The sequence below is a fragment of the Streptomyces sp. NPDC002643 genome (genome assembly GCF_053592555.1).
In genome coordinates this window covers 74,934-99,563 of sequence record NZ_JBSFVY010000032.1, presented here as the reverse complement: position 1 = coordinate 99,563, position 24,630 = coordinate 74,934, and the positions used below count along the sequence as shown (strand labels likewise).

Here is a 24,630-nt window from a genome sequence, read left to right as displayed (position 1 = left end):
CCGCCTCTATACGCTGGAGTCATGGACGGCACGGCCAGCACCGACAAGCCCCTCGGCGACATCGAACTCCGTCAACTGCGCTGCCTGGTCGCGATCGTCGACGAGGGCACCTTCACCGATGCCGCGATCGCTCTCGGGGTCTCCCAGGCGGCGGTGTCCCGCACGCTGGCCTCGCTCGAACGGGCCCTCGGCGTACGGCTGTTACGGCGGACCTCGCGGGAGGTGGCCCCGACACCGACCGGTTCGCGGGTGGTGGCGCACGCGCGGCGGGTGCTCGGCGAGGTCGGCGAGCTGGTCCGGGAGGCCGCCTCCGGTCATGCCCGGCTGCGGATGGGGTACGCCTGGTCGGCGCTCGGGCGGCACACCGTGGACTTCCAGCGTCGCTGGGGGGCCGCGCACCCGGAGACGGATCTTCAGCTCGTACGGGTCAACTCCCCCACGGCGGGGCTCGCGGAGGGTGCCTGCGATCTAGGGCCTGTCATTTGGATCACGCCTGGGCCGCGGGGTGTGGCACGCACTCCCCCACTGCCTTAAGGGCGTGGGGGGACCCCCAGCGGCGTTGTCGTCGGTTGCCAACTCCCCCACGCTCGGCTTCGCTCGCGCGGGAGGGACCCCCATCGCGTTGACGCCCTCCTCCGCCTTGCAGCTGCACGCACCACACCCCGCTCACCGGCAGCCACCAAGGCGCCGTAGCCCGAAGCCGGCATGATCCAAACGACAGGCCCTAGCCGTGGTGCGCAGGGCCCTGGACGACCGCCGGTTCGACGCGGCGATCGTGGGGCTGGAGCGGCGGCTGTGCGCGATGGCCGCCGACGATCCGCTGGCCCGGCGCCGCTCGGTGCGGCTGGCCGATCTGAGCGGGCGCACGCTGTTGATCGACCGCAGGACGGGAACGACCACGGCCGAGCTGTGGCCGCCCGGCTCCCGGCCGACGACCGAGGAGTCGCACGACGTGGACGAGTGGCTCACGGCGATCGCCACCGGCCGGGTCGTCGGGGTCAGCCCGGAGTCCACGGCCCACCAGTACCGGCGGCCCGGTGTCGTCCACCGGCCGGTGCGCGACGCCGAGCCCATCGCCGTACGGCTCGCCTGGTGGCGGGACGATCCGCATCCCGCCACCCGGGCCGCCATCGAACTGCTGACGGCGCTCTACCGCTCCGGCTGAGCCCCCGCGCCCGCCTTCGGCGTCAGCCTCAGCACCGTTCCCTCGCCGTTGGCCGACAGGACGAGGGTGCCGTCCGGGGCGGCGGCCAGACCCGCGAAACGGCGGGCCACACCGGGCATACCGGCCGCGAACAGTGCCGGTTCGGCGCGGGGGACGACACCCGGCGGCGGTCCGACCGGCAGGTCCTCGGCGTCGATCCGCCGCTCCCCCGTGGTGAGGGAGATCGCGGTCAGCCTGCGCTGTTCGGTCTCCACCGCGAACAACTCCTCGCCCAGGACGGCCAGTCCCTGCGGTGCGCCGAGCCCGTCCGCGACCACGACCGTCTTGCCGCCCTCGTCGATCCGCAGCACCGTTCCGAGGCGCTCCTCGCTGACGTAGGCCCTCCCGTCGGCGTCGAAGGCCACGTCGGTCGGCCGGTCGAGACCTTCGGCGAGCACGGTCACGCTTCCGGCCCCGCCGTCACCGTCACCGCCGCCTTCGCCTATGGCCACCACCCGGCCTGCGCCCGCCTCGGCGACCACGAGCGCGCCGTCCGGTCCGACCGCGATACCGATCGGCCGGTCCAGCCCCCGTGCCCGCTCCCGGCTGGTCCCCGTCCGCGGGTCGTACGTCTGGACGTTCCCGAACTGCGAGGTGTAGTGCAACGATTGGCCCTCGGCGGCGATGCCGTGGGCGAACGGCAGCAGAAGGTGAGTGACGGGCTCATCGTCGTCCGTCGCCGCCGGGCTCGCCAGGCGGTAGTGGTCGGCCGCGTACACGGTGCCGCCGAGGTCGACCGTCACCCCGTAGGGGCCGTCGAAGCCGCGCGGCACGAGGTCCCGGGTGCGGCCGTCGGGGTGCAGTTCGGTGATGCCGCCGGCGGAGTAGCTGGAGACGAACAGGCGGTTCTCGTTGTCGAACGCCCCGTTGTCCAGGCCCTTGAGCCCACTGGTGATCAGCTCGCGGGTACCGGAGCCGTGCAGGTCGATACGGGTGACGATGCCCTCGACGCCCCGGGAGAGGACGTGCAGGACACCGCCCTGGTCGAAGCGCACGGCCACCGGCATGTGGACGTCGTCCGCGACCATCTCGGGTGCCCCGCCGTCCGGCGGTATCCGCCAGACCTGGCCCGTCTGGAGCGGGTTCCGGCCGCCCATCATGTGCGGGTAGTACAGGTGTCCGTCGGGGCCGCGCTGCATGGCGTTGCCGAGAGCGAGGCCCCGGGTGAGGACGACTGGGTCGCCGCCGTCCGGGAACAGCTCCAGCAGCCGGCCGTCGGGCTTCATCTCGTTGACGAAGAGCCGGTCGCCGATACAGGTGATGCCGTTGGGGTTCTGGATGTCGTCCGAGACGAGGCTGTACTCGCCCGCCGTGCTGCGCCGCCACACCCGGCCCGGCACCAGGTCGGCGATGTACATCGAGCCGTCCGCGCCGAAGGCGAGGTCGTCCGGCGACCGCACCGGGCCGTCCATCGGTACGACGATCTCGACGTCGCCGGTGGCCGGGTCGACGGCGCTGATCTGCCCGGCGAGGAACTGGGCGACATAGAGCCGGCCGTCGGGGCCGAAGGCGACACCGTTGGAACCCCACAGCGGATTGGGCGGGTTGAGCCTGCGCGCCTGCCAGCGGTCGCTGGTGGTGCGCGGTGCGCCGGTCGCGTCGAGGTCGAACCGGCTGGGCCGTCGTGTGCTCATCTCCTTCCCGCCCCTACCGGTCGGCCTCGACGAGGACATCGTCCATACCGCCGTCCTCGCGCCAGCGCCGCAGCAGCTCGTGGAAGGCGACCGGCCCGTCCCCGTACGACTCGCTGCGCTCGCGCGGTCTGCCCTCGTTGTTGTAGTAGCCGGGGGTGCACTCGGCCTGGAACGTGTACAGGTCGGCGGCCTTCTCGCGGATGGTGGCCACCCAGGCGTCCACGGCCTCGGCGGTCGGCTCGACGTACTTGGCCCCGCGTTTGACGGCCTCGGCGACGACCTTGCCGACGTGGATCGACTGCTGGTCGAGGATGTGGACGTAGTTCACGGCGCTGGCGTTCTGCATCGGGCCGAGCTGGAAGAGGTTGGGGAAGCCATGGCTGTAGAAGCCGTGGAGGGTCTTCGGGCCTGCGGTCATCCAGGACTCCAGCAGACCGACCCCGTCGCGGCCGTACGCGGGGAGCCGGCCGGACAGCAGCCCCGAGACACCGACGTCGAAGCCGGTGGCGAAGATGATGCAGTCGACCTCGTACTCGACTCCGCCGACGACGATCGCGTCCTCGGTGATCCGCTCCACGCCATGGGTGTCGGCGGTGTCCACCAGGGTGACGTTGGGGCGGTTGAAGGTCTGGAGGTAGGTGTCGCTGAAGGCGGGCCGCTTGCACATGTAGCGGTACCAGGGCTTGAGTTTCTCGGCGGTCTCCGGGTCCTCGACGATTCGCTCGACTCGGGCCCGCAGCTCGTTCATCTTCTGGAAGTCGGCGATCTCGTAGGCGCGTTCGCGCTCCTCGGCCGGGGTGTCGGCGTAGGCGTCGCTCGGGATGAGCTTCTCCTGGAGGCGGGCGCTGCTGGTCCAGCCGTCCTTGACCAGGTCCTCCTCGACCCGGATGCCGGTGACCGTCTTCAGGAAGTTGTCCATCCGGCGCCGCTGCCAGCCGGGGGTGAGCGTCTTCGCCCACTCCTCGTCGGTGGGTGCGTTGCCGCGTACGTCGACGGAGGACGGGGTGCGCTGGAAGACATACACATGTGCGGCGTCGGCGCCGAGGTGCGGGACGACCTGGATGGCGGTGGCGCCGGTGCCGATGACGGCGACCTGCTTGTCGGCGAGCCCCGTGAGGCCGCCGTTCGCGTCGCCGCCGGTGTAGTCGTAGTCCCAGCGGCTGGTGTGGAAGGTGTGGCCCCGGAAGGTCTCGATACCGGGGATGCCGGGGAGTTTGGGCTGGCTGAGCGTGCCGCTGGAGGTGACGACATAGCGGGCGCGCATCCGGTCGCCGCGGTCGGTGGATACGGTCCACTCCGACTCGGCCTCGTTCCAGCGCAGTTCGGTGGCGACGGTCTGGAAGCAGGCGTCGCGGTAGAGGTCGAAGTGGCGTGCGATGGCCCGGGTGTGCTGGCGGATCTCCTCGCCCGGCGCGTACCTCCACTTCGGGACGTAGTCGAGTTCTTCGAGCAGCGGCAGATAGATGTACGACTCGATGTCGCAGTGGATGCCGGGGTAGCGGTTCCAGTACCAGGTGCCGCCGAAGTCGGCGCCCTTCTCGATGATCCGGATCGTGTCCAGTCCGGCCTGCCGCAGCCGTGCCCCGGCGAGCAGTCCGCCGAAGCCGCCGCCGATGACGATGGCGTCGACCCGGTCGTGGAGGGGGTCCCGGGTGAGTTCGGAATCGGCGTAGGGGTCCTCGTCGTAGGAGCCGAACTCGCCGGCCATGCCCTGGTACTGGCGGTTGCCGTCGGGGCGAATCCGGCGGTCGCGTTCGGCCCGGTAGCGGGCGCGCAGCGCGTCGAGGTCGAAGCCCGGGTCCTCGGCGCCGGGAGAGGCGGGAGAAGGGGTCGGGGTGTGGGGGGCGGACATCGTGGTCCTCTCTACGGTCGGCGGGGTACGGTCTCGCGCCACTCGGCGCCGGTGGCGATGGCCTGGCGCCACTGCCGGATGGCCTTGGGGGGCATACCGACCGCGAGGGCGCCGGTGACCCGGTCCCCCGCGCGGTAAACGGCCACGAAGCGGCGTTCGGAGAGATCCCCGTCGACGACGGCGACCTCGTCGTGGCCGCGCAGATGGCCGTACGCCTGCACCTTCATGTCGTACTGGTCGGACCAGAAGTACGGAACGGGCGCGAACGGCTTGCGGGCCTCGGGGTTGAGGAGGTTGCGGGCGGCGGCCATGCCCTGTTCGGCGGCGTTGGTGCGATGCTCGATGCGCATGGAGGTGCCGAAGAGCGGGTTGTACCAGCGGGCGACGTCGCCCGCCGCGTAGACGTTCTTCGCGGCCTCGCAGTACTCGTCGCAGACCACGCCGTCGCCGATGGAGAGGCCGCTGTCCGCGAGCCACTCGGTGTTGGGCAGCGAGCCGATGGCGACCAGCACCTCGTCGGCCTCGACGATCTCGCCGTCGGCGAGCCGTACGCCGTCCTCGGTGACCTCGGTGACGGTGACCCCGGTGCGCAGATTCACGCCGTGGTCGAGATGGGCCCGGGAGAGCACGGCGCCGACCTCCTCGCCGACCGCGTGGGCCAGGGGCACCGGTGCCGGTTCGAGGAGGGTCACCTCGGCGCCGAGCCGCCAGGCCACGGCCGCGGCCTCCGCGCCGAGGAACCCGGCGCCGACCACGACCAGCCGCCGCCCCGGCCTCAACCGCTCCCGGAGCGTCAGCGTGTCCTGAAGGGTGCGCAGCACATGCGCCCCCTCACCGGGCAGCCTGCGCGGTCGTACGCCGGTGGCGATGACGAGTCCGTCGTACGGCACCGTCGAGCCGTCGGCGAGCCTCACCTCACGGGCCGTGAGGTCGAGGCCGGTGGCGGCGGTGCCGAGGCGCAGGTCGAGGTCGAGGGCATCGAGGTCGGACGGCTGGCGCAGGGTCAGCCGGTCGATGTCCCACTCGGCGGCGAGGAGTTGCTTGGACAGCGGGGGCCGGTCGTACGGGGCGTGCGGTTCGTCGCCGACGAGGGTGAGGGTGCCGGTGTGGCCCTCCCGGCGCAGGGTCTCGGCCGCCGCGAGTCCGGCGGCCGAGGCCCCGACGACCAGGATGCGGTTCACTCGCCGACCAGCCGGATCGCGGCGGCCGGGCAGATGGCGATGGCCTCCTGCACGCCGTCCATCAGGTCGGGGGCGGGGTGCTCCTCCAGCAGGATCGCGACACCGTCCTCATCCCGCTGATCGAAGACCTCGGGGGAGGCCATCACGCACTGCCCCGACGCGACACACTTCGGTTCGTCCAGTTCCACACGCATGGGTTGCTCCTTGGTTCTTGAACTCGGTGGGGGGAGTGTCACCAGGTGACGGGCAGGCACTTGACGCCGTAGGTGGTGCCCGTGTGGTTGAACGCGAGCTGGTCGAGCGGGGCGGCCGGGCGCAGGGTGGGGATGCGCCGGTAGAGGGTGCCGTAGACGACCTGGAGTTCCAGCCGGGCCAGGTTCTGACCGAGGCACTGGTGGGGGCCGTAGCCGAAGGCGTTGTGCTGGCGGGCGGGGCGGCTCAGGTCCAGTCGCCCGGCCTCGGGGAACGCCTCCGGGTCCCAGTTGGCGGCCTGAAGGTCGAACAGGAGGCCGTCGCCCTTGCGGATGACCTGGCCGTCGATCTCGATGTCGTCCTTGGCGACCCGGCGCAGACCCGAGTGCACGATGGAGAGGTAGCGCAGGAGTTCGTCGACGGCGTTCGCGACGACCTTCGGGTCCTCGGTCTCGCGCAGTACGGCGAGCTGGTCGGGGTGTTCGAACAGGGCGAGCGTGCCGAGGCTGATCATCGTCGCGGTGGTCTCGTGCCCGGCGATCAGCATGGCCACGCCCATGCTGACGGCCTCCTCGGGGGCCATCTCACCGGCCTTGACCTTGCCGGCCATCTCCGACAGCACGTCATCGGCCGGCTCGGCGAGCTTCTTCTGGAACAGGGCGCCCATGTAGTCGCCCAGCGCGCGGCCGGCCACGGCCGCTTCCTCCGCCGTGAGCGAGCTGTCGAGGACGCGGTTGCTGTTCTCCTGGAACAGCTCGTGGTCCTCGTACGGCACGCCCAGCAGTTCGGCGATGACCAGCGACGGCACGGGCAGGGCGAGCGCGGTGAGCAGGTCGGCCGGGTTGGGGCCGGCGAGCATGGTGTCGAGCAGGTCGTCGACGATCTTCTGCACGGCGGGCCGCATGGCCTCGATCCGTTTGACCAGGAACGGCGCGTTGACCGAGCGGCGCAGTCGGGTGTGCTCGGGGGCGTCGGTGTTGGTGATGAGTTTCGGGGTGTGCGGGGCGATGTCCGCACGGTGGGCGTTGACGTGGGGGAAGTCCGGCTCGTGGTCGTCATTGCTGACGCGCGGGTCGGTCAGCAGGGTCCGCTGGTCGGCGTGACGGGTGATCAGCCACGGTGTACTGCCGTTCCAGATCCTGACCCTGGTGATCGGCCGCTCTCCGCGCAGCGCGTCCACGGCCGGCGGCGGGGCGAGCGGACAGGCCGTCGCCCGGGGCATCGGATACTCGGGAACCGGCGCGGTGGCGTCGGACGCGGGGCCGGTCAAGGTGTCGGCCATGTCTCTCCTCGGTGGTGGGGGGCTCCGATGGGGCGGAGCGCCGGGGTGACGTGCTTCGCGGTCTCGATGAACGCATGCAAACAAGGGGAACTGACGGCTCCCGGTCAGTTGCCTGACAGAAACCTGACGTGACCTGGATCACCTCCTGCGGGGATGCGGTCACCGGCCTGTCCGAGCCAGTAGCCGAAGCCGCGGCGGGTCTGGATCAGCGGTGGCCCCTGCTGGTCCACCTTGCGGCGCAGCCGTGACACCAGTTGCTCGATGGCGTTGTCGCCGTGGAAGTCGCCCCACACGAACCGGCCGATCTGCTCCTTGGACAGCACCGTGTGGGCGTTGACCAGGAGATAGCGCAGCAGTCGGTACTCGGCGGGGGTGAGGTTCAACACGCGGCCCGCGCGCAGTGCCTGGCAGGCGCAGTCGTCCAGGGTCAGGTCGTGGTAGGCCAGTTCGCTGTGCGGCCGGGCGGGCTGTCTGCCGCGCAGCAACATCTGGGCGCGGGCGAGGACTTCGGCGATCCGGAAGGGCTTGGTGACATAGTCCTTCTCGCCGAGGCCGAGTTCGGGCAGCAGCCTGCCGAGCGACTCGCTCACCGTCAAAAAGAGTACGGGCGGGACGTGGAGGACGGTCGAGCGTTCCCTGCCGACGCGTTCCAGGTCCACGACCGCCAGGTCCATCACCACCAGGTCGAACCGCTGCTCGCCCAACTGCCCCACGGCCTCCCGGCCGGTCTCCACCAGACAGATGCGGTAGCCCGCCAACTCCAGGGTGGTGGAGAGCAGTTCGGCGATCTGCGGGTCGCCCACGACGATCAGGACGTGCTGCCCCGCGCCTCGGGGAAGCGACGGTTTGTCGCTGACAGTGCCGTACATGGATAAGACCATTCGTTAGCTCACTCTTCACGGGGCGGCCTGCGGTGAGGCGGGCCTGGCCTGACGAACGGGGTGACGGCCACGGGATCGAAGACGCGTCGCGGACGGGTCGGCCGTGGGGCGGGGGGGGCGACCGGGGCGGTAGGGGTTCGAGGGGGGCGGTTGGGCGATCCGCGGGTCGCCCTTGAGGGCGCGGTACTGCGGGTCGCTCTTAGGGTGCGGGGCCAGGGCCGCCCTTGCGGGGCGGCGCGGGGGCCGCCCTTGCGGGGCGACTTCGGGGGACGGTTCGGCATTCGCCGCCCCGCCAACTCGGCACCCCGCCCCCGGCACCCCACCACCGCACACCGGCCGATCGACCCGTCAGCCGACGCCGGATGGACCGGTGTCGGTGTCGGTCTCCCGACCCTCCTCGACCGCGTACGCGAGGAACACCTCCACCATCCGCCGGAACAGCGCGGAGAGTTGGCGGATCTGGTCGGGTGACCAGTCGGCGAGGGCCACTCCCATGCCGATGGCGCCGGCCTGCCGGATGCGGTCGATGGCCCGCTGCCCGAGGGGCGTGAGCCGGATGCGCTGGGCGCGACGGTCGCCGGGGTCGGTGACCCGCGTCAGATGGCCCGACCTCTCCAACCGCTTCACCTGGCGGGTGACATGGGAGGCCTCGACGTCGAGCCGGTCGGCCAACTCCCCCGGCCGCAAGGGCTCGGAGTCGGCGACCTGTCGCATCAGGGCCACGGCCGCGCGGTCCAGCGGCACTCCCGCGAGGGCCATCAGACGCTCGTGCCGACGGGCTCTGGTACTCAGATAGGTGATCTGGGTCAGAGCCCGTTCGATCTCGATCACTTCCGGGGAGGCGGGGACGGCCGCCGGCGGCGATGGGGGCATGTGCATCACCTAACCACAGTCGATTGCTTGACTCAAGTAAGTCACATATGCTTGCCTAACTCAAGTAGCCGGGTGGTGCGAGCGAATCGCCCCCGGCCCAGATGCCCCCGACGAAGGAGCAGTTCATGAGCAGCATCGGTCTCGACGGCCGCAGTGTCGTCGTCACGGGCGCGGGTTCCGGTATCGGTCGCGCCGCGGCCCTGAAGTTCGGCGCGGCGGGCGCCAAGGTCGTGGTCGCCGACATCGACCAGGACGCCGCCGACGAGACGGTCAAGGAGATCGAGCAGGCCGGCGGCACCGCCCTCGCGGTCGTCGGCGACCTCAGCGACCAGACGGTCGTCGACCGGGTCGTCGAGCGGGCCGTCGACTCCTTCGGCGGGCTGGACGTCCTGGTGAACAACGCCGGGATCATGGACCGGATGTCGGCCCTCGCCGATGTCGACGACGCCGAGTGGGAGCGGGTCATCCGGGTCAATCTGACCGCGCCGTTCCTGCTGACCCGGGCCGCCCTGCCGCACATGCTGAAGGCGGAGCGGGGGGCCATCGTCTTCACCGCCTCCGAGGCCGGACTGCGCGGCAGCGCCGCCGGTGCCGCCTACACCGCGTCCAAGCACGGTGTGGTGGGCCTGGTGAAGAGCCTGTCGGTGATGTACCGCAAGCAGGGCATCCGCGCCAACGCCATCGCCCCGGGCCCGACCATGACCAACATCAAGGTCGACGCCGACCAGTCGGCACACGGCCCGTCGGTCATAGGCGGGCTGATAGGCGCCAACATCGGCCGGCTCGGCAGTGCCGAGGAGCAGGCCGACGCGATCGTCTTCCTCGCCTCCGACGCCGCCGCGTTCGTCAACGGTGTGGTGCTGCCGGTCGACGACGCGTGGGCCGCCGTCTGACGGTTCGGCCCTCCGCACACCTCCTTCTTCCAGTACGCCGGGCCCCGCTCCGTCCCGCGGGGCCCGGCGTGCTCACCCCCCAGAAAGCGAGTCCCTCCATGGCGACGATGAAGTCCGTCCGCACCGCCGGTGTCGGCAAGGTCGAGGTCGTGGACGTCGAGCGTCCCGTACCCGGCCCCAAGGACGCGCTCGTACGCGTCCGCGCCTGCGGTATCTGCGGTACCGACGTCACCTTCCTGCACATGGGCGGTATGCCCGCCCGCGCCCACCTGGGCGGAGAGCTGGTGCCGGTGCCGCTCGGCCACGAACCCGCCGGTGAGGTCGTCGAGGTCGGCGCCGAGGTCTCGGAGCTGAAGGTCGGCGACCGGGTGGTGGTCAACCCGCAGGACGCGCCGACCGGCATCATCGGCTGTGGCGGACAGTACGGCGCCATCAGTGAGTATCTGCTCATCGAGAACGCCGAGATCGGCAGGAGCGTGGCCGTGTTCCCCGACACGGTGCCCTTCGACGTGGCCTCGCTCAACGAGCCGATGGCCGTCGCCCGGCACTGCGTCAACCGCTCCGAGGCCGAGCCGGGCGACAAGGTCGTGGTGTTCGGTGCCGGGCCCATCGGTCTCGGCGCGGCGATCTGGCTGAAGCTGCGCGGTGTGGAGCACGTGGTCGTCGTCGACGTCATCCCCTCCCGGCTGGAGAAGGCACTGGCCGTGGGCGCGGACGCCGTGATCGACTCCGCCGAGGAGGACGTCGCCGCCCGGCTGACCGAGTTGCACGGGCAGTCCGCCAACGCGCTCGGCCAGCCCCGGCCCGGCACCGACATCTACATCGACGCCGCCGGTGTCGCCGCCGTCTTCAACACCGTGGTGGGCTCGGCGAAGTGGGGCGCGAAACTGGTCATGGTCGCCGTGCAGAAGAAGGGCACGGAGATCGACCTCGGCGGCATGCTGCGCAGCGAGCTGACCCTGGTCGCCTCGCAGGGCTACCCCACCGAGATCTTCGAGGTCACCCCCGAGCTGGTCGAGCACCACGAGCGGTTCGCCAAGCTCATCAGCCACCGGGTGCCCGCCACGGAGGTCGAGCACGCGTTTGAGCTGGCGTCTACGCCGGGGGCGGCGGAGAAGGTGGTCGTGACGTTCGACTAGGCGCTGTACAGCCCCGCGCCCCTTTGGGCGCGGGCCTACTTGTTGTTCAGGTACGCCAGTACGGCCAGGACTCTGCGGTGGCCGGTGTCGCTGGTGGGCAGCCCCAGCTTCAGGAAGATGTTGCCGATGTGCTTGCTGACGGCGCGTTCGGTGACGACGAGTATCTTGGCGATGGTGGCGTTGTCGTGTCCCTCCGCCATCAGGCTCAGCACCTCGCGCTCGCGCGGGGTGAGCGAGTCGAGTGGGGAGTCCTTGCGGCGGGTCAGCAGTTCGGTGACCACCTCGGGGTCGAGCGCGGTCCCTCCGGCCGCGACCCGGTCCAGGGCGTCCAGGAACTCGTCGACCCGGCCGACCCGGTCCTTCAGCAGATAGCCGACGCCGCTCGCCCCGCCGCCGAGCAGTTCGGCGGCGTACGACTCCTCCACGTACTGCGACAGCACCAGCACCGGCAGTCCGGGAAGCTGTTCGCGGGCGTCCAAGGCCGCCCGGAGCCCCTCGTCGCGGAAGCCGGGCGGCATGCGTACGTCGAGGACGGCGGCGTCGGGGCGGTGTTCCAGCAGCGCGGGCAGGACCTCGGGGCCGGTGCCGGCGACGGCCGCCACCTCGTGTCCGGCCGAGGTCAGCAGGAGCACCAGGCCCTCGCGCAACAGGGCGTTGTCCTCGGCGATCACCACACGCACGGCAGTCCCACCCATCTGTCCCCTCGCGGCGAAACCGGGCCCGCACGGGTCCCGAATCGGCCCTCGATTCCGTTTCCGTCACCATACGCAGGGCAGCTCGACCTCGATCACGGTGGGACCCCCGACGGGGCTGCGCAGGGCGAAGGTCCCGTCCAGTGCGGCGACCCGGCGCCGCATACCGAGGAGTCCGGAACCGCCCATGGCGCCGGGGCCGCCGCTCGTGGTCACGCCCTGTTCCGCTTGTTCCGCCCCGCCCCGTCCGTCGTCGCGCACCACCACCCGTACCCCCCTCGGGACTCGGGTGAGCGTCACCTCCACGCGTGCGCAGGCGCTGTGCTTGGCCGCGTTGGTGAGGGCCTCGGCGACGACGTGGTACGCAGCGGCCTCGACGGCGGCCGGTGGACGGGGGCCGTCACCGTCCTCCAGGCCCTCCACGGAGACGGTGGTGTCGATGCCGCTGCCGGCGGCCAGCGCCCGTACGGCACCGGCGAGGCCCCGGTCCGTGAGGATCGGCGGATGGATGCCCCGGACCACGTGCCGCAGCTCCGTCAGCGCCGCCTCGGCCTGCTCCTGGGCATCGATCAGCAGCTTGCGGGCGGCCTCCGGATCACGGTCGTACGCGCGCTGGGCCAGGCCGATACGCAGCGACAGGGAGACCAGGCGGGCCTGGGCGCCGTCGTGCAGGTCGCGTTCGATACGGCGGAGTTCGGCGCTGTGGGCGGCGATCGCGTCCGCCCGGGTCGCGGCCAGCTGACGTACGCGTTCCGCCAGGCGGGCCTTCGGTGACGGCCTCAGCAGGGACTCCGACCAGCGGGCGTCGAGGTCGGCGAGGCGGTTGATCAGCGGCAGGACGACGGCCTGTCTGCGCAGCAGCCCGCACCACACCCCGTCCACGACCAGGCCCAGCGGCCACAGGGAGACCATCAGGCAGGGGAGCCAGCCGTAGGCGTAGTACGCCAGCATCCAGACGGCGTCGGTGCGGGTGCCGGGGTCCCGGACCGCGATACGGACGCGGTCGCGGACGGTGCCCTCGATCGGCTGGTACGCCTCCGGGATCGTACGGCCGGTCCAGGCGGCCGCCTGGTGGCGTTTCGCGCCGGCGATTCCGCGGATCAGGGTCACCGTCTCCGGGAGCATCCAGGCGCCGACGACGGCGAGGGTGGCGATGGCGGTGATCAGGAGGACCGTGATGAAGAGGTACGCGCCGAAGGCCATCGCGGCGGCGATGGTCAGGTGGAGGGTGGCTTGTGCGGCTTGCCGCACCGTTTTGCCCATGGGATGAGATTACGGGGACTGATGGGGCGCCTTATGACTCGGGGGTGCGCGAAGTGTGGCGGCTGCGGGTCCGTTGTGGCTGGTCGCGCTCACGCGGCGGAGCCGCATATCGACTCAGCCCCGCGCCCCTATCCGGCCTGCGGCCTCAGGGCGCGCTGGCCCCGCTGCCCATAGTGGGCCAATTGTCGATCCGGCCCTATCCCAGCGGGAGTCGTACCGTGAACGTCGTCGCCCCCGGCTCGCTCGTCAGGGTGATCGTGCCTCCGTGGGCCCTGAGGAGGGAGCGGGCCACGGCCAGGCCCAGGCCGCTGCCTCCTCTGTCTCTGCTGCGGGCCTTGTCCACGCGGTAGAAGCGGTCGAAGACCCGGGCCTGGTCGTCGGGTGGGATGCCGGGGCCGGAGTCGGTGACGCGGACCTCGGCCGTGCCGGAGTCCACGGACACCTCCAGAGCCACCTTGGTGCCGGCGGGTGTGTGCACGGCGGCGTTGGTGAGGAGGTTGTCGAGGACCTGGCGGATGCGGAGGGGGTCCAGGCGCAGGGGCGGTGGGGCGGTGCCGGTGGAGACGGTGAGGGGGTGGTCGGGGCGGCCGGCGCGGAAGGCGTCGGCGGCCTGGCGGACCAGCTCGACCAGGTCGGCCTCCTCCAGCCGAAGCGGGGTCTCCACATCGGCGGCGTCGAGGCGGGCCAGCATCAGCAGGTCGTCGAGGAGCACACCCATGCGGGCGGCCTCGGCGCGCAGCCGGGCCAGGTGCTTGTCGCGTTCCTCGGGGCTGTGCGCGGCGGCGTACTGGAAGAGGTCGGCGTAACCGCGTACGGACATCAGGGGGGTGCGCAGTTCGTGGGAGGCGTCGGCGACGAAGCGGCGCAGCCGCTGCTCGGCCTCGGTGCGGACGGCGAGGGCGTCGTCGATGTGCTCCAGCATGGTGTTGAAGGCGGTGCGCAGTTCCTCGACCTCGGGGCCGCCGTCACGGCCGTCGTGGCGGACCGGCAGCCGCGCGGAGTCCGTCAGGTCGTGCGAGGTGATGCCCCGGGCGGTGTGCGCCATGTCGCTCAGCGGCTTGAGGCCCCGGCGCAGCATGGCCCGTCCGAAGACGACGAGGGCGGCGAGGGCGAGGAGGAAGGTGATCACCTGGATGGTGGCCAGCTGGCCGATGGTGTCCTCGATGTCGTCCATGGGGGCGGCACTGACCAGGATCACTCCCGGTTCGACCTCGCAGGCCCGCAGCCGGTAGGCGCCCTCGCCCTTGAGGTGCTCTGTGCGGGTGACCTCCGTGTCCGCGGTGGTCTGGGCCTGGGCGACGAGCTCGAAGTCGTCGATGTCCTTGGGCAGGTCGCCCGGGTCCTCGGGCTTGCGCAGCTCGGGGGTGCCGTCCTTGACGTCGTACACGGCGTAGTACCAGCGGTAGTACTTCTTCCCCGCGAGCGTGCCGTAGTCGGCGATGCTCTTGGACTGGGCGACCTGGGCGATCTGCAGCTGCTCGTTCAGCTGCTTGGACAGATAGTCGCGCATGTACATGGTGAGCGCGCTGCCGACGACGGCGAAGACGACGAGCGCCAGGGCGCCCAGGCCGAGGGCCAGCCGGGTGCCGAGACGCATACGACGGTAGGTGTCCTTGAGGCGGGCCATCGTCCGGTAGGCGGCCCTGAGGCGGTTCCTCACTCGGTGGCCTGCCTGAGGACGTATCCGAAGCCGCGCACGGTGTGGATGAGGGGTTCGCCGCTGTCGTCGAGCTTGCGGCGCAGCCGGCTGACGACCAGCTCGACGACGTTGGAGCGCCCGCCGAAGCCGTACTCCCAGACGTGGTCGAGTATCTGGGCCTTGGTGAGGACGGTCGGGGACTTGCGCATGAGGTAGCGCAGGACCTCGTACTCGGTGGGGGTGAGGGTGAGGAGTTTCTCGCCCCGGCGGACCTCGCGGGTGTCCTCGTCCATGGTGAGGTCGGCGACCTGGAGCACCGAGCGCTGGAAGCCGGGGCCCGCGCTGCGGCGCAGCACGGTGCGCAGCCGGGCCATCAGCTCCTCCACGGCGAACGGTTTGACCAGGTAGTCGTCGCCGCCGCGGGTGAGGCCGGCGACCCGGTCGGCGACACCGTCGCGGGCGGTGAGGAAGACCACCGGCACCATGGTGCCCGACTGCCGCAGCCGGTCCAGGACGCCGAAGCCGTCGAGACCGGGCAGCATCAGGTCGAGGACCACGATGTCGGGATGGAACTCGGCGGCCTGTCGTAGCGCCTCCTCCCCGGAGTACGCCGTGACCGCCTCCCAGCCCTCATAGCGGGCGACGGTCGCCACCAGATCCGCGATCGGCGGATCGTCGTCCACCACGAGTAGTCGCACTTTCTCCACGTGCTCATACTGCGGCACCGATCGCCCTGCGCCATAGTTGCTGCACAGGCCGCAAGGAGATCGATAAAAACTTGAAAGTCGGCCGACAGCAAAACGACAGCGGTGGCCGGAGAAGCTCTAATCCCCCCACTCGATCAAGGATCAGGAGCTGTCCCCGTGACCACTGTCCAACAATCCCCCGCGGCGCTGAGCCGCTCGGGAGCGCGTCCCAAAGTGGTCGCCCGCACCGGCTTGTACGCGGTGCTGGCGGCGAACGTGGCCGTGGTGACCGTCTTCTTCGTCCAGGCGGGCTTCGCCTCGAACGCCCTGATCGTGCTGGGCCGCCTCACCGGTCTGTACGGGGCGCTGCTGATGGCGTTCCAGCTGGTGCTGATCTCCCGGCTGCCGTGGTTCGACCGGCGGATCGGCATGGACCGGCTGACGTCCTGGCATCGCTGGACCGGTTTCTCGGTGCTGTGGCTGCTGGTGGCGCACGGGGTGTTCATCACCTTCGGCTACGCCCAGTCCTCCGACATGAACCCGGTGAACCAGCTGGTCGACCTCGCGGAGACCGTCGAGGGCGTGCTGCGCGCGATCGTCGCGCTCGGCATCATCATCGTGATCGGCGTGGTCTCGGCCCGCTTCGCCCGCCGCCGTCTCGCCTACGAGACCTGGCACTTCATCCACCTGTACACGTATGTGGCGGTGGTGCTGGCGTTCACGCACCAGGTCGCGGCGGGTACGTCGTTCGCCTCGTCCGAGACCGCGACGGCGTACTGGTACGTGCTGTGGGGCGCGGCGCTGGCCTCGGTGTTCCTGGGCCGTCTGGTGCTGCCACTGTGGCGGAACTGGCGCCACCAGCTGCGGGTGACCGCGGTCGTCCCGGAGGCCGACAACGTTGTGTCGATCTACATGCAGGGCCGTGATCTGGACCGGATGCCCGCGCAGGCCGGTCAGTTCTTCATGTGGCGCTTCCTGACCCGGGACCGCTGGTGGCAGGCCAACCCGTTCTCGCTGTCAGCGGCGCCCGACGGCAGGCAGCTGCGGCTGACCGCGAAGGCGGCCGGTGCCGGTTCCGCCGCGCTGCGGCACGTCAAGGTCGGCACGCGGGTGTTCGCCGAGGGCCCGTACGGCGCGTTCACGGCGATGCACCGCACCCGGCCGGAGTCCGTGCTGATCGCGGGCGGCGTCGGTGTCACCCCGATCCGCGCCCTGCTGGAGGAGATCCAGGGCCACGCGGTCGTCATCTACCGGGTGGCCACCAAGCAGGACGCCGTCCTCTACAACGAGCTCCAGCAGCTCGCCTTCGACAAGGGCGCCGAGCTGTATCTGGTCGACGGCCCCGTCCGCCCCGATCTGCTGGCCCCGCGCGAGCTGCTGCGGATGGTCCCCGACATCACCGACCGCGATGTCTTCCTGTGCGGGCCGCCGCCGATGATGAAGTCGGTCCTCGGCCATCTGGGCGAGCTGAACGTGCCGGGGCAGCAGATCCACTTCGAACGCTTCAGCCTGGCTGGATGAGGGATACAAGGTAAGCACCGTGAAACGAGCCATACCCGCCATCGTCCTCAGCGCCGCCGCGCTGGTCCCCGTCTGGCGCTACACCCCGTCCACCGAGACGACCACCACGGTCACCGCCGAGCCGGCCCCGTCCGCGTCCGCGTCGACCAGCGGCGACCCCGCGGTGATCTCGGGCCCGACCGTTGACACGGAGAAGGGTCCCGTCCAGGTCCAGGCGACCTTCCAGGGCGAGAAGATCACCGCCGTCGAGATGCTCCAGCAGCCGGACCACCCGCAGACCGAGGCCGCGGTTCCGGTCCTGATCGAGGAGACGTTGGAGGCCCAGAGCGCCGACATCGACACCGTCTCCGGCGCGACGATCACCAGTGACGCCTACAAGGAGTCCTTGCAGGCCGCGATCGACGAGAACGCGGAATCGGCGTCCTCGTCCGACTCCGGCTCCGGCTCCTCATCCGACTCCGGCTCCGCGTCGGGCTCCTCCCCCTCCGCCTCGGCGTCGGAGGAGAGCGCGAGTCAGACGGTCGCGGGTTCGACCATCGGCACGTCCAAGGGTGATGTCCAGGTCCAGGTGACCTTCGCGGGCGACAAGATCACCGCCGTGCAGATGCTGAAGCAGCCGAACCACCCGCAGACCGAGGCCGCGGTACCGGTTCTGATCGAGGAGACGTTGGAGGCCCAGAGCGCCGACATCGACACCGTGTCGGGTGCGACGATCACGAGTGACGGCTACCGCCAGTCGTTGCAGTCCGCGATCGACGCGAAGGGCTGATCCACGGTGCGCCGCGTCGAACACATCATGGGTTTCCCGATCTCCCTGCTGATCGAGGACGAGGACGCCACCGCCGAGGACGCCGAGCCGGCCTTCGACTGGCTGCGCGAGGTCGACGCGCGGTTCAGCCCGTTCCGAGCCGACAGCGAGGTCTCCCGGCTGGACCGGGGTGAGCTGGCACCGCACGAGCTCAGCCCGGACCTGGTCGAGGTCCTCGGCCTCTGCGAGGAGTACCGGGTGGCGACCGGTGGCGCGTTCGACGTACGGCTGCCGGGGCGCGGCCTCGACCCCTGCGCCATGGTGAAGGGCTGGGCGGTGCAGCGGGCCGCCGAGCTGCTGGTCTCGCGGGGCGCGAAGCGGGTGTGCCTGAACGCCGGTGGCGATGTCGCCGCCACCGGCGGGCCGTGGCGCGTCGGTGTACGCCACCCCGAGCGGGCCGACCGCCTCTGTACGGTCCTGGAGATCGCCGAGGGCGGGGTCGCCACGTCGGCGCGCTATGAGCGCGGTGACCACATCCTCGACGGCCGCACGGGCCGGCCGGCGACGGGGTTGCTGAGCCTCACGGTCGTGGCCCCGTCCCTGACGGAGGCGGACGCCACGGCGACGGCCGCGTTCGCGATGGGCGCGGAGGGGGTGGAGTGGGCGGCGTCCCGGAAGGGCTGCGAGGTGTTCGCGGTGGACACGAACCGCCGCGTCTTCCGCAGCCCTGGGCTGCCGGTGTCCTCCGCGGACGCCTCTTAGCTCGGGACGCACGTTGCACGGCGACTGCGGGTCGTGTGCGCCTCATAGCTCGGGGGCGTGTGTCGTACGGCGACCGCGGGTGCTCCGTGGTTGCTCGCGCCCACGCGGCGGAGCCGCATATCGACACAGCCCCGCGCCCCTTGAGGCCTGCGGCCTCAGGGCCGCCTCCCAGCCCACCCAGCAGCCGTCATAGCTGCGGGCAATCGTGCCACTGAGGCAGCACCCACCCAGCAGTCGTCGTCGTAGCTGCGGGCAATCGTGCCGCTGGGGCGGCACGGGTGGGCGCAGCGGCACCCTGCATGCGCCGGTAAGCGAAACCCGGCCCAGCTCAGCCCCACCACCGGGTACCCCGCAACCCCCGCCCCAGCTCAGACCGCCGCCGGGCGCCCCGTAACCCCGGTCACCTGGGACGAGTCGCCCCCGCGCCACCGAGGCGGACCGGCGGCAGGCCCACGCCCTTCTCCAGAGCGCCTTCGCCGACCACTTCGACTTCCAGCCGCGTACTTCGCCGTGGACGTCTGGGAGCTGGTACGCCAGGTGAAGGGCACTGCGGGCGCATAGGGGGCGCGGCGAGCGAGAACCCCCGGAGAGCAATACGTTCGGCCTGTCGGACATTGTTCGAAACCTCTTGACGCCTCGCCACACGTCGATTGACACTCTCGCAACACGACGTCACAAGGTCGAAACGGCGGGCGCCCTGGGCGAGGGTCCCGCGGTTGCCGACCCGCTCCTCCATGCCCTTCTCACAGCCGTTCCCGTTGCCGTTCTCGCCGCCCCTCTTCTTGTCACTCCCTTCATCAGTCGTGCTCTCAGCAGGGAAACTCCATATGACGTACATCGCACGCCTGCGCGGCCGCGCGAGACGCTGGGCGGGGCCGTTCGCCGGTCTGACCGCCGCGTCACTGCTTCTGGGCCTGGCCGGGCCGAGCGCACCCGCCCTCGCGGCGGACAGCGCCGACATCACCGACGGTCTGGCTCTCTGGTACAAGCTCGACGCCACGTCCGGCACCACCGTCACCGACGCTTCCGGCAACGGCCGCGACGGCACGGTGAACGGCACCGCCGGCTGGACGGGCAACGGTCAGGGCCTCGCCTTCAACGGTTCGGACACCTACGTCAAGGTGCCGAACGACGTCATGAAGGGCATGGACTCGATCAGCGTCTCCATGGACGTACTGATGGACGAGTCGCAGACCACCCCGTACTTCATCTACGGCTTCGGCAACACCAGCAGCGGCGCGGGCAACGGCTATCTCTTCACCACCGGCAACTCGCTGCGCACGGCCATCGCGTCCGGCAACTGGTCGACCGAGCAGAACACCCGCCCCGCCGACTCCCACAACCTGACCCGCTCGGTGTGGAAGCAGCTCACGTACACGCAGACCGGCAACACGGCGGTTCTGTACGAGGACGGTGTGGAGGTCGGCCGCAATACGGCGGTCACCATCACCCCCGGCTCGATCGGCTCGGGCACGACCACCGCCAACTACATAGGCAAGTCGGTCTACACCAGCGACAAGCTCTTCAAGGGCAAGATCCGTGACTTCCGGGTCTACAACCGCGCCCTCACCGGCACCGAGGTCGAGACGCTCTCCCTCCCCGTGGCCACCCAGGGCGTCGCCGACGACAAGGCCGCCCTCACCCTCGGTGACACGAGTGCGGTGACCGCCGACCTGACCCTGCCGAAGACCGGTACGGCCGGCGGGTCCTCCCTCACCTGGAAGAGCAGCGACACCTCCGTCGTCTCGGACTCCGGCGTGGTGACGCGTCCCGCCGCCGGTGAGCCGGACGGCCACGCCACCCTCACGGCGACCCTGAAGAAGGGTTCCGTGACGGACACCAAGTCCTTCGAGGTCACGGTCCTGCCCGCCGCCGACGACACCACCGCCGTCAAGCAGGCCGCCGAGGCCCTGAGCGTGCACAACCTCGACGACGTACGCGGCAATCTGACGCTCCCGGCGACCGGCGACCTCGGTACGAAGGTGACCTGGTCCTCCGCGAACACCGACGTCATCACCGACGACGGCATCGTCCACCGTCCCGCGAACGGCGACGGCGCGACGACCGTCGAGCTGACCGCGACCGTCACCAAGAACGACGCGAAGACGACCCGCGTCTTCACCGCGAGGGTGCCGGAGCTGCCGAAGAAGGAAGCCCTCAAGGGCTATATGTTCAGCTACTTCACCGGCGAGGGCACCTCGGACGGCGAGCAGCTCTACTTCGCGCTCAGCAAGGGCAACGACCCGCTGAAGTGGCGTGAGTTGAACGACGGCAAGCCCGTTCTGACCTCCACGCTCGGCGAGAAGGGTCTGCGCGACCCGTTCATCATCCGCTCCCCCGAGGGCGACAAGTTCTACCAGATCGCCACCGACCTGAGGATCTACGGCAACGGCGACTGGGACGCCTCACAGCGCTCCGGCAGCAAGTCCATCATGGTCTGGGAGTCCACCAACCTGGTGAACTGGACCAACCAGCGCCTGGTCAAGGTCTCCCCGGACTCGGCCGGCAACACCTGGGCCCCCGAGGCGTACTACGACGAGAAGCTCGGCGAGTACGTGGTCTTCTGGGCGTCGAAGCTGTACGACAACGAGGCGCACACCGGCGACACGTACAACCGCATGATGTACGCCACGACCCGCGACTTCTACACCTTCAGCGAGCCCAAGGTGTGGGTCGACCGCGGCTACTCGGTGATCGACTCCACCGTCATCCAGCACGACGGCACGTACTTCCGTCTCTCCAAGGACGAGCGGAACAACACCTCCTCCACCCCGAACAGCAAGTTCATCTTCGAGGAGAAGAGCGACTCGCTGCTGAACCTGTCGTGGGACGCGGTCGCCGAGGGCATCGGCAAGGGCGAGATGAGCGCGGCCGAGGGCCCGCTGGTGTTCAAGTCGAACACCGAGGAGAAGTGGTACGCGTTCCTCGACGAGTTCGGCGGACGCGGCTACATCCCCTTCGAGACCACCGACCTCGCCGGCGGCGTCTGGACCCCCGCCTCGTCCTACGACCTCCCGTCCAAGCCGCGCCACGGCACCGTACTGCCCGTCACCCAGGCCGAGTACGACCGGCTGCTCCAGACCTACCAGCCGGACCAGATCATCACCGGCGTCGAGGACGTCAAGGTCGAGACCGGCATCGGTGAGGCCCCGGTCCTGCCGGCCACCGTCATCGCCGAGTCCGGGGACGGTGTGAAGCGGCCCGTCGCCGTCACCTGGGAGGACGTGGCCGAGTCGCGGTACGCGCAGGCCGGCACCTTCACGGTGAAGGGCGACCTCGCGGGCGACTCGGCGATCGAGGTCAGCGCCGAGGTCACGGTCTCCGAGGAAGGCCCGGACGTCCCGGCCGATCTGGTCCTGCACTACGACTTCGACGAGACCGGCGGCAGCATCGCCCGTGACTCCAGCGGCCACGGCTACCACGGCACGTACGTCCGTACGCCCGAGTTCGGGACCGGTGTGGACGGCGGCTCGTTCAAGATGTCCGGCGGCAACAGCAGCTCCAGCTCGCCGTACGTCAAGATCCCCAATGGAGTGCTGAAGGACACGAGCAGCGTCACCGTCTCCACGTACGTCAAGTGGAAGGGCGGCGACAACTTCCAGTGGCTGTTCGGGCTCGGCCCCGACAGCAACAAGTACCTCTTCGCCACCCCGTCCAACGGCGGCGGCAAGCTCTTCTCCGCGATCACCAAGGCCACGTGGTCCGGTGAGAAGCAGATGATCGGCGGCTCGCAGCTCACCCAGGGCGAGTGGAAGCACCTCACCGTCACCCTCGACGGCGCGACCGAGACGGCCGTCCTCTACGTGGACGGCGCCGAGGCGGCCCGCGTCAGCGGTGTCACCGTCAAGCCGTCCGAGCTGTACGACTCCGCCAAGGACTACTCCGGTTACATCGGCAAGTCCCTGTACTCCCCGGACCCGTACTTCGGCGGCGAGGTCGACGACTTCCGCATCTACAACCGGGCCCTGACGCCCGCCGAGGTCCTGGAGCTCGCCGGCAACACCACCGGGATCGCCGCGGCGACCCACCCGGCGCTCAAGGTCGACGCCATCGTCAACGACAAGGACAGCAAGATCGTCCTGCCGCTGACCGAGGGCAGTGATGTCACCGCCCTGGCACCGGAGTTCACCCTGGCCCACGGCGCGAGCATCAGCCCCGCCTCCGGCACCCTGCGCGACTTCAGCGAGCCGGTGACGTACGAGGTCACGGGCTCCGACGGGAAGAAGCGCACCTGGACGGTCTCGGCGGTCGTCATGAAGAGCCCGGTCCTGCCCGGTCTCAACGCCGACCCGAACGTGGTCCGCTTCGGCGACACCTTCTACATCTACCCGACCACCGACGGCTTCGCGGGCTGGAGCGGTACGCAGTTCAAGGCCTACTCCTCCAAGGACCTGGTCCACTGGACCGACCACGGCGTCATCCTGGACCTCGGTCCGGATGTCTCCTGGGCGGACAGCCGTGCCTGGGCTCCGGCCATCGAGGAGCGGAACGGCAAGTACTACTTCTACTTCTGCGCCGACGCCAACATCGGTGTCGCCGTCTCCGACTCGCCCACCGGCCCGTTCACGGACGCCCTGGGCAAGCCGCTGCTGAAGGCCGGTGCCTACACGGGCCAGATGATCGACCCGGCGGTCTTCACGGACGACGACGGCACGTCGTACCTGTACTGGGGCAACGGCCGCGCCTACGTGGTCCCGCTCAACGACGACATGGTCTCCTTCGACGCCTCGAAGGTCACCAACATCACGCCGAGCGGCTACAACGAGGGCACCTTCGTCATCAAGCGCAAGGGCACCTACTACTTCATGTGGTCGGAGAACGACACACGTGACGAGAACTACCGGGTCGCCTACGCCACCGGCGCCTCGCCCACCGGCCCCTGGACCAAGCAGGGCGTGATCCTGGAGAAGGACCTCTCCCTCGGTATCAAGGGCCCCGGCCACCACTCGGTGGTCCATGTCCCGAACACCGACGACTGGTACATCGTCTACCATCGCTTCGCCATCCCCGGCGGAGACGGCACCCACCGCGAAACCACCATCGACAAGCTGGAGTTCGACGCCGACGGCCTGCTCAAGAAGGTCGTCCCGACCCTCGGCAGCATCGACCCCGTCACCATCGCCCGCGCCGGCCAGGACGCCGAGGGCAAGGAGGGCGACGCGATCGAGCTGAACGGCACGGTCTCCGGGGCGGGCAGCCCCAAGTGGACGGTCGAGGAGGGCGCGCCGTGCGCCTTCGCGGACGCCGCTTCCGCGAAGACCACGGTCACCTGCGAGGACAACGGCAGCTACACGGTCACCCTGACCGGCGGCCGCAGCAGCGACACGGCCACCGTGAAGGTCACCAACGTGGCGCCTTCGATCACCTCGGCGGCCGGGCCGAAGTCCCCGGTGTCGGTCGGCAAGCCGGCCGTGATCACCGCCGCGTTCACCGACCCGGGCGCCGGTGACACCCTCACCTGCCAGGTCGACTGGAAGGACGGCACCCAGCCCACCACCGGCAAGCTCACCGCCACCGGCTGCCGCGCCGAGCACGTGTACAAGAAAGCCGGCATCCACACGCCGGTCGTCACGGTCACCGACGACGACGGGGCGTCCGACAGCCGGACCCTCGGCGAGCTGATCGTCTACGACCGGGAGGCCGGACCGGTCGCCGGCGACGGCAGGTTCACCTCCCCGGCCGGGGCGTACCCGGCGGAGCCGACCCTGACCGGCAAGGCGGTCTTCTCCTTCAACGCCAAGTACATCTGGTTCAGCGCGACGCCCACCGGGAAGGCCGAGTTCGACCTCGGGCGGAAGCTGAAGTTCCGTTCCACCGGGTCCGATTGGCTGGTCGTCACCGGGTCCACGGCGGTGTACCAGGGGTCGGGCACGGTGAACGGCAAGAGCGGGTATGCGTTCCGGATCACCGCGACGGATGGGCCGGACTCCGTCCAGGTCAAGATCTGGAAGGTGAGTGGGGGTGAGGTGGTGTACGACAACTTGGAGGCCGCCTCTACCTCCGGGATAACGGTGGTTAACTCTCGCCGCTAGTTCCGCATGAGAGAGCCACGACGGGTCCGTAGAGCGTCTGCGGGCCCGTTGTGGCTTGTCGCGCCCACGCGGCGGAGCCGCAGATCGATACAGCCCCGCGCCCCTTGAGGTAACCCGGGCCCCGGCCTGTGGGAATCCTCACCGTTCCCAGGTGTT

General features: G+C 70.2%; 17 protein-coding genes and 3 pseudogenes. 9 read left to right on the top strand and 11 right to left on the bottom strand.

Going from position 1 to position 24,630, the window contains the following annotated elements; all coding sequences use genetic code 11:
* Nucleotides 1–21: 21 nt before the first annotated feature.
* Nucleotides 22–471, top strand: a pseudogene (locus ACWD4G_RS36080) (LysR family transcriptional regulator); the annotation flags it as partial.
* Between the two features lie 253 nt (nucleotides 472–724).
* Nucleotides 725–1,165: pseudogene (locus tag ACWD4G_RS36075) on the top strand (LysR substrate-binding domain-containing protein); the annotation flags it as partial.
* On the opposite strand, the gene ACWD4G_RS36070 reads toward ACWD4G_RS36075, so the two are convergent.
* From ACWD4G_RS36070 to ACWD4G_RS36040, 7 genes are all read right to left on the bottom strand, one after another.
* Nucleotides 1,150–2,838, bottom strand: a complete 1,689-nt coding sequence (locus ACWD4G_RS36070; protein ID WP_451301169.1) for a hypothetical protein — start codon at nucleotides 2,836–2,838, stop codon at nucleotides 1,150–1,152. The pseudogene ACWD4G_RS36075 and the gene ACWD4G_RS36070 sit on opposite strands and share 16 nt — an antisense overlap.
* Nucleotides 2,839–2,851: 13 nt before the next feature.
* A complete protein-coding gene (locus ACWD4G_RS36065; protein ID WP_451301167.1) occupies nucleotides 2,852–4,690 on the bottom strand; it encodes a flavin-containing monooxygenase in 1,839 nt (612 codons plus the stop codon).
* Between the two features lie 11 nt (nucleotides 4,691–4,701).
* Nucleotides 4,702–5,871, bottom strand: a complete 1,170-nt coding sequence (locus ACWD4G_RS36060) for an NAD(P)/FAD-dependent oxidoreductase (RefSeq protein ID WP_451301165.1) — start codon at nucleotides 5,869–5,871, stop codon at nucleotides 4,702–4,704.
* A complete protein-coding gene (locus ACWD4G_RS36055) occupies nucleotides 5,868–6,065 on the bottom strand; it encodes a ferredoxin (RefSeq protein ID WP_451301163.1) in 198 nt (65 codons plus the stop codon). The genes ACWD4G_RS36060 and ACWD4G_RS36055 overlap by 4 nt, the downstream gene beginning before the upstream one ends.
* A 38-nt stretch (nucleotides 6,066–6,103) precedes the next feature.
* Entirely contained in the window at nucleotides 6,104–7,345 is a 1,242-nt protein-coding gene (locus tag ACWD4G_RS36050; RefSeq protein WP_451301161.1) for a cytochrome P450, read from the bottom strand.
* Nucleotides 7,346–7,449: 104 nt separating this feature from the next.
* Nucleotides 7,450–8,214, bottom strand: coding sequence for a response regulator transcription factor (locus ACWD4G_RS36045; protein ID WP_451301159.1), 765 nt, complete (start codon nucleotides 8,212–8,214; stop codon nucleotides 7,450–7,452).
* Between the two features lie 360 nt (nucleotides 8,215–8,574).
* Nucleotides 8,575–9,099, bottom strand: coding sequence for a MarR family winged helix-turn-helix transcriptional regulator (locus tag ACWD4G_RS36040; RefSeq protein WP_451301157.1), 525 nt, complete (start codon nucleotides 9,097–9,099; stop codon nucleotides 8,575–8,577).
* A gap of 125 nt (nucleotides 9,100–9,224) precedes the next feature.
* Between ACWD4G_RS36040 and ACWD4G_RS36035 the strand changes: the two genes are divergently transcribed.
* Nucleotides 9,225–9,992: an SDR family NAD(P)-dependent oxidoreductase gene (locus ACWD4G_RS36035; protein ID WP_451301155.1), complete on the top strand. Its 768-nt coding sequence runs from the start codon at nucleotides 9,225–9,227 to the stop codon at nucleotides 9,990–9,992.
* 98 nt (nucleotides 9,993–10,090) lie between these two features.
* Entirely contained in the window at nucleotides 10,091–11,131 is a 1,041-nt protein-coding gene (locus ACWD4G_RS36030; RefSeq protein ID WP_451301153.1) for a zinc-dependent alcohol dehydrogenase, read from the top strand.
* A gap of 35 nt (nucleotides 11,132–11,166) precedes the next feature.
* Here the strand turns inward: ACWD4G_RS36030 and ACWD4G_RS36025 are convergent, their stop codons facing one another.
* From ACWD4G_RS36025 to ACWD4G_RS36010, 4 genes are all read right to left on the bottom strand, one after another.
* Complete coding sequence (locus ACWD4G_RS36025; protein WP_451301195.1) at nucleotides 11,167–11,811, bottom strand: response regulator transcription factor; 645 nt, start codon at nucleotides 11,809–11,811, stop codon at nucleotides 11,167–11,169.
* Between the two features lie 78 nt (nucleotides 11,812–11,889).
* Nucleotides 11,890–13,086 (bottom strand): histidine kinase, encoded by a 1,197-nt coding sequence (locus tag ACWD4G_RS36020; RefSeq protein WP_451301151.1) that lies wholly within the window; start codon nucleotides 13,084–13,086, stop codon nucleotides 11,890–11,892.
* Nucleotides 13,087–13,282: 196 nt separating this feature from the next.
* Complete coding sequence (locus ACWD4G_RS36015) at nucleotides 13,283–14,713, bottom strand: sensor histidine kinase (RefSeq protein WP_451301193.1); 1,431 nt, start codon at nucleotides 14,711–14,713, stop codon at nucleotides 13,283–13,285.
* Nucleotides 14,714–14,742: 29 nt separating this feature from the next.
* Nucleotides 14,743–15,432 carry a response regulator transcription factor gene (locus tag ACWD4G_RS36010; protein WP_451301149.1) on the bottom strand — a complete coding sequence of 230 codons (690 nt, stop codon included), beginning with the start codon at nucleotides 15,430–15,432 and terminating at the stop codon, nucleotides 14,743–14,745.
* 213 nt (nucleotides 15,433–15,645) lie between these two features.
* On the opposite strand from ACWD4G_RS36010, the gene ACWD4G_RS36005 reads away from it, so the two are divergent.
* From ACWD4G_RS36005 to ACWD4G_RS35985, 5 genes and pseudogenes are all read left to right on the top strand, one after another.
* Complete coding sequence (locus tag ACWD4G_RS36005; RefSeq protein WP_451301191.1) at nucleotides 15,646–16,932, top strand: ferredoxin reductase family protein; 1,287 nt, start codon at nucleotides 15,646–15,648, stop codon at nucleotides 16,930–16,932.
* Between the two features lie 19 nt (nucleotides 16,933–16,951).
* Nucleotides 16,952–17,701 (top strand): FMN-binding protein, encoded by a 750-nt coding sequence (locus ACWD4G_RS36000; protein ID WP_451301147.1) that lies wholly within the window; start codon nucleotides 16,952–16,954, stop codon nucleotides 17,699–17,701.
* A 6-nt stretch (nucleotides 17,702–17,707) separates the two neighbouring features.
* Nucleotides 17,708–18,442 carry an FAD:protein FMN transferase gene (locus tag ACWD4G_RS35995; RefSeq protein WP_451301145.1) on the top strand — a complete coding sequence of 245 codons (735 nt, stop codon included), beginning with the start codon at nucleotides 17,708–17,710 and terminating at the stop codon, nucleotides 18,440–18,442.
* Between the two features lie 403 nt (nucleotides 18,443–18,845).
* A pseudogene (locus tag ACWD4G_RS35990) lies at nucleotides 18,846–18,947 on the top strand (GNAT family N-acetyltransferase); the annotation flags it as partial.
* Nucleotides 18,948–19,269: 322 nt separating this feature from the next.
* Nucleotides 19,270–24,474: a family 43 glycosylhydrolase gene (locus tag ACWD4G_RS35985; RefSeq protein WP_451301143.1), complete on the top strand. Its 5,205-nt coding sequence runs from the start codon at nucleotides 19,270–19,272 to the stop codon at nucleotides 24,472–24,474.
* Nucleotides 24,475–24,630 lie beyond the last annotated feature (156 nt).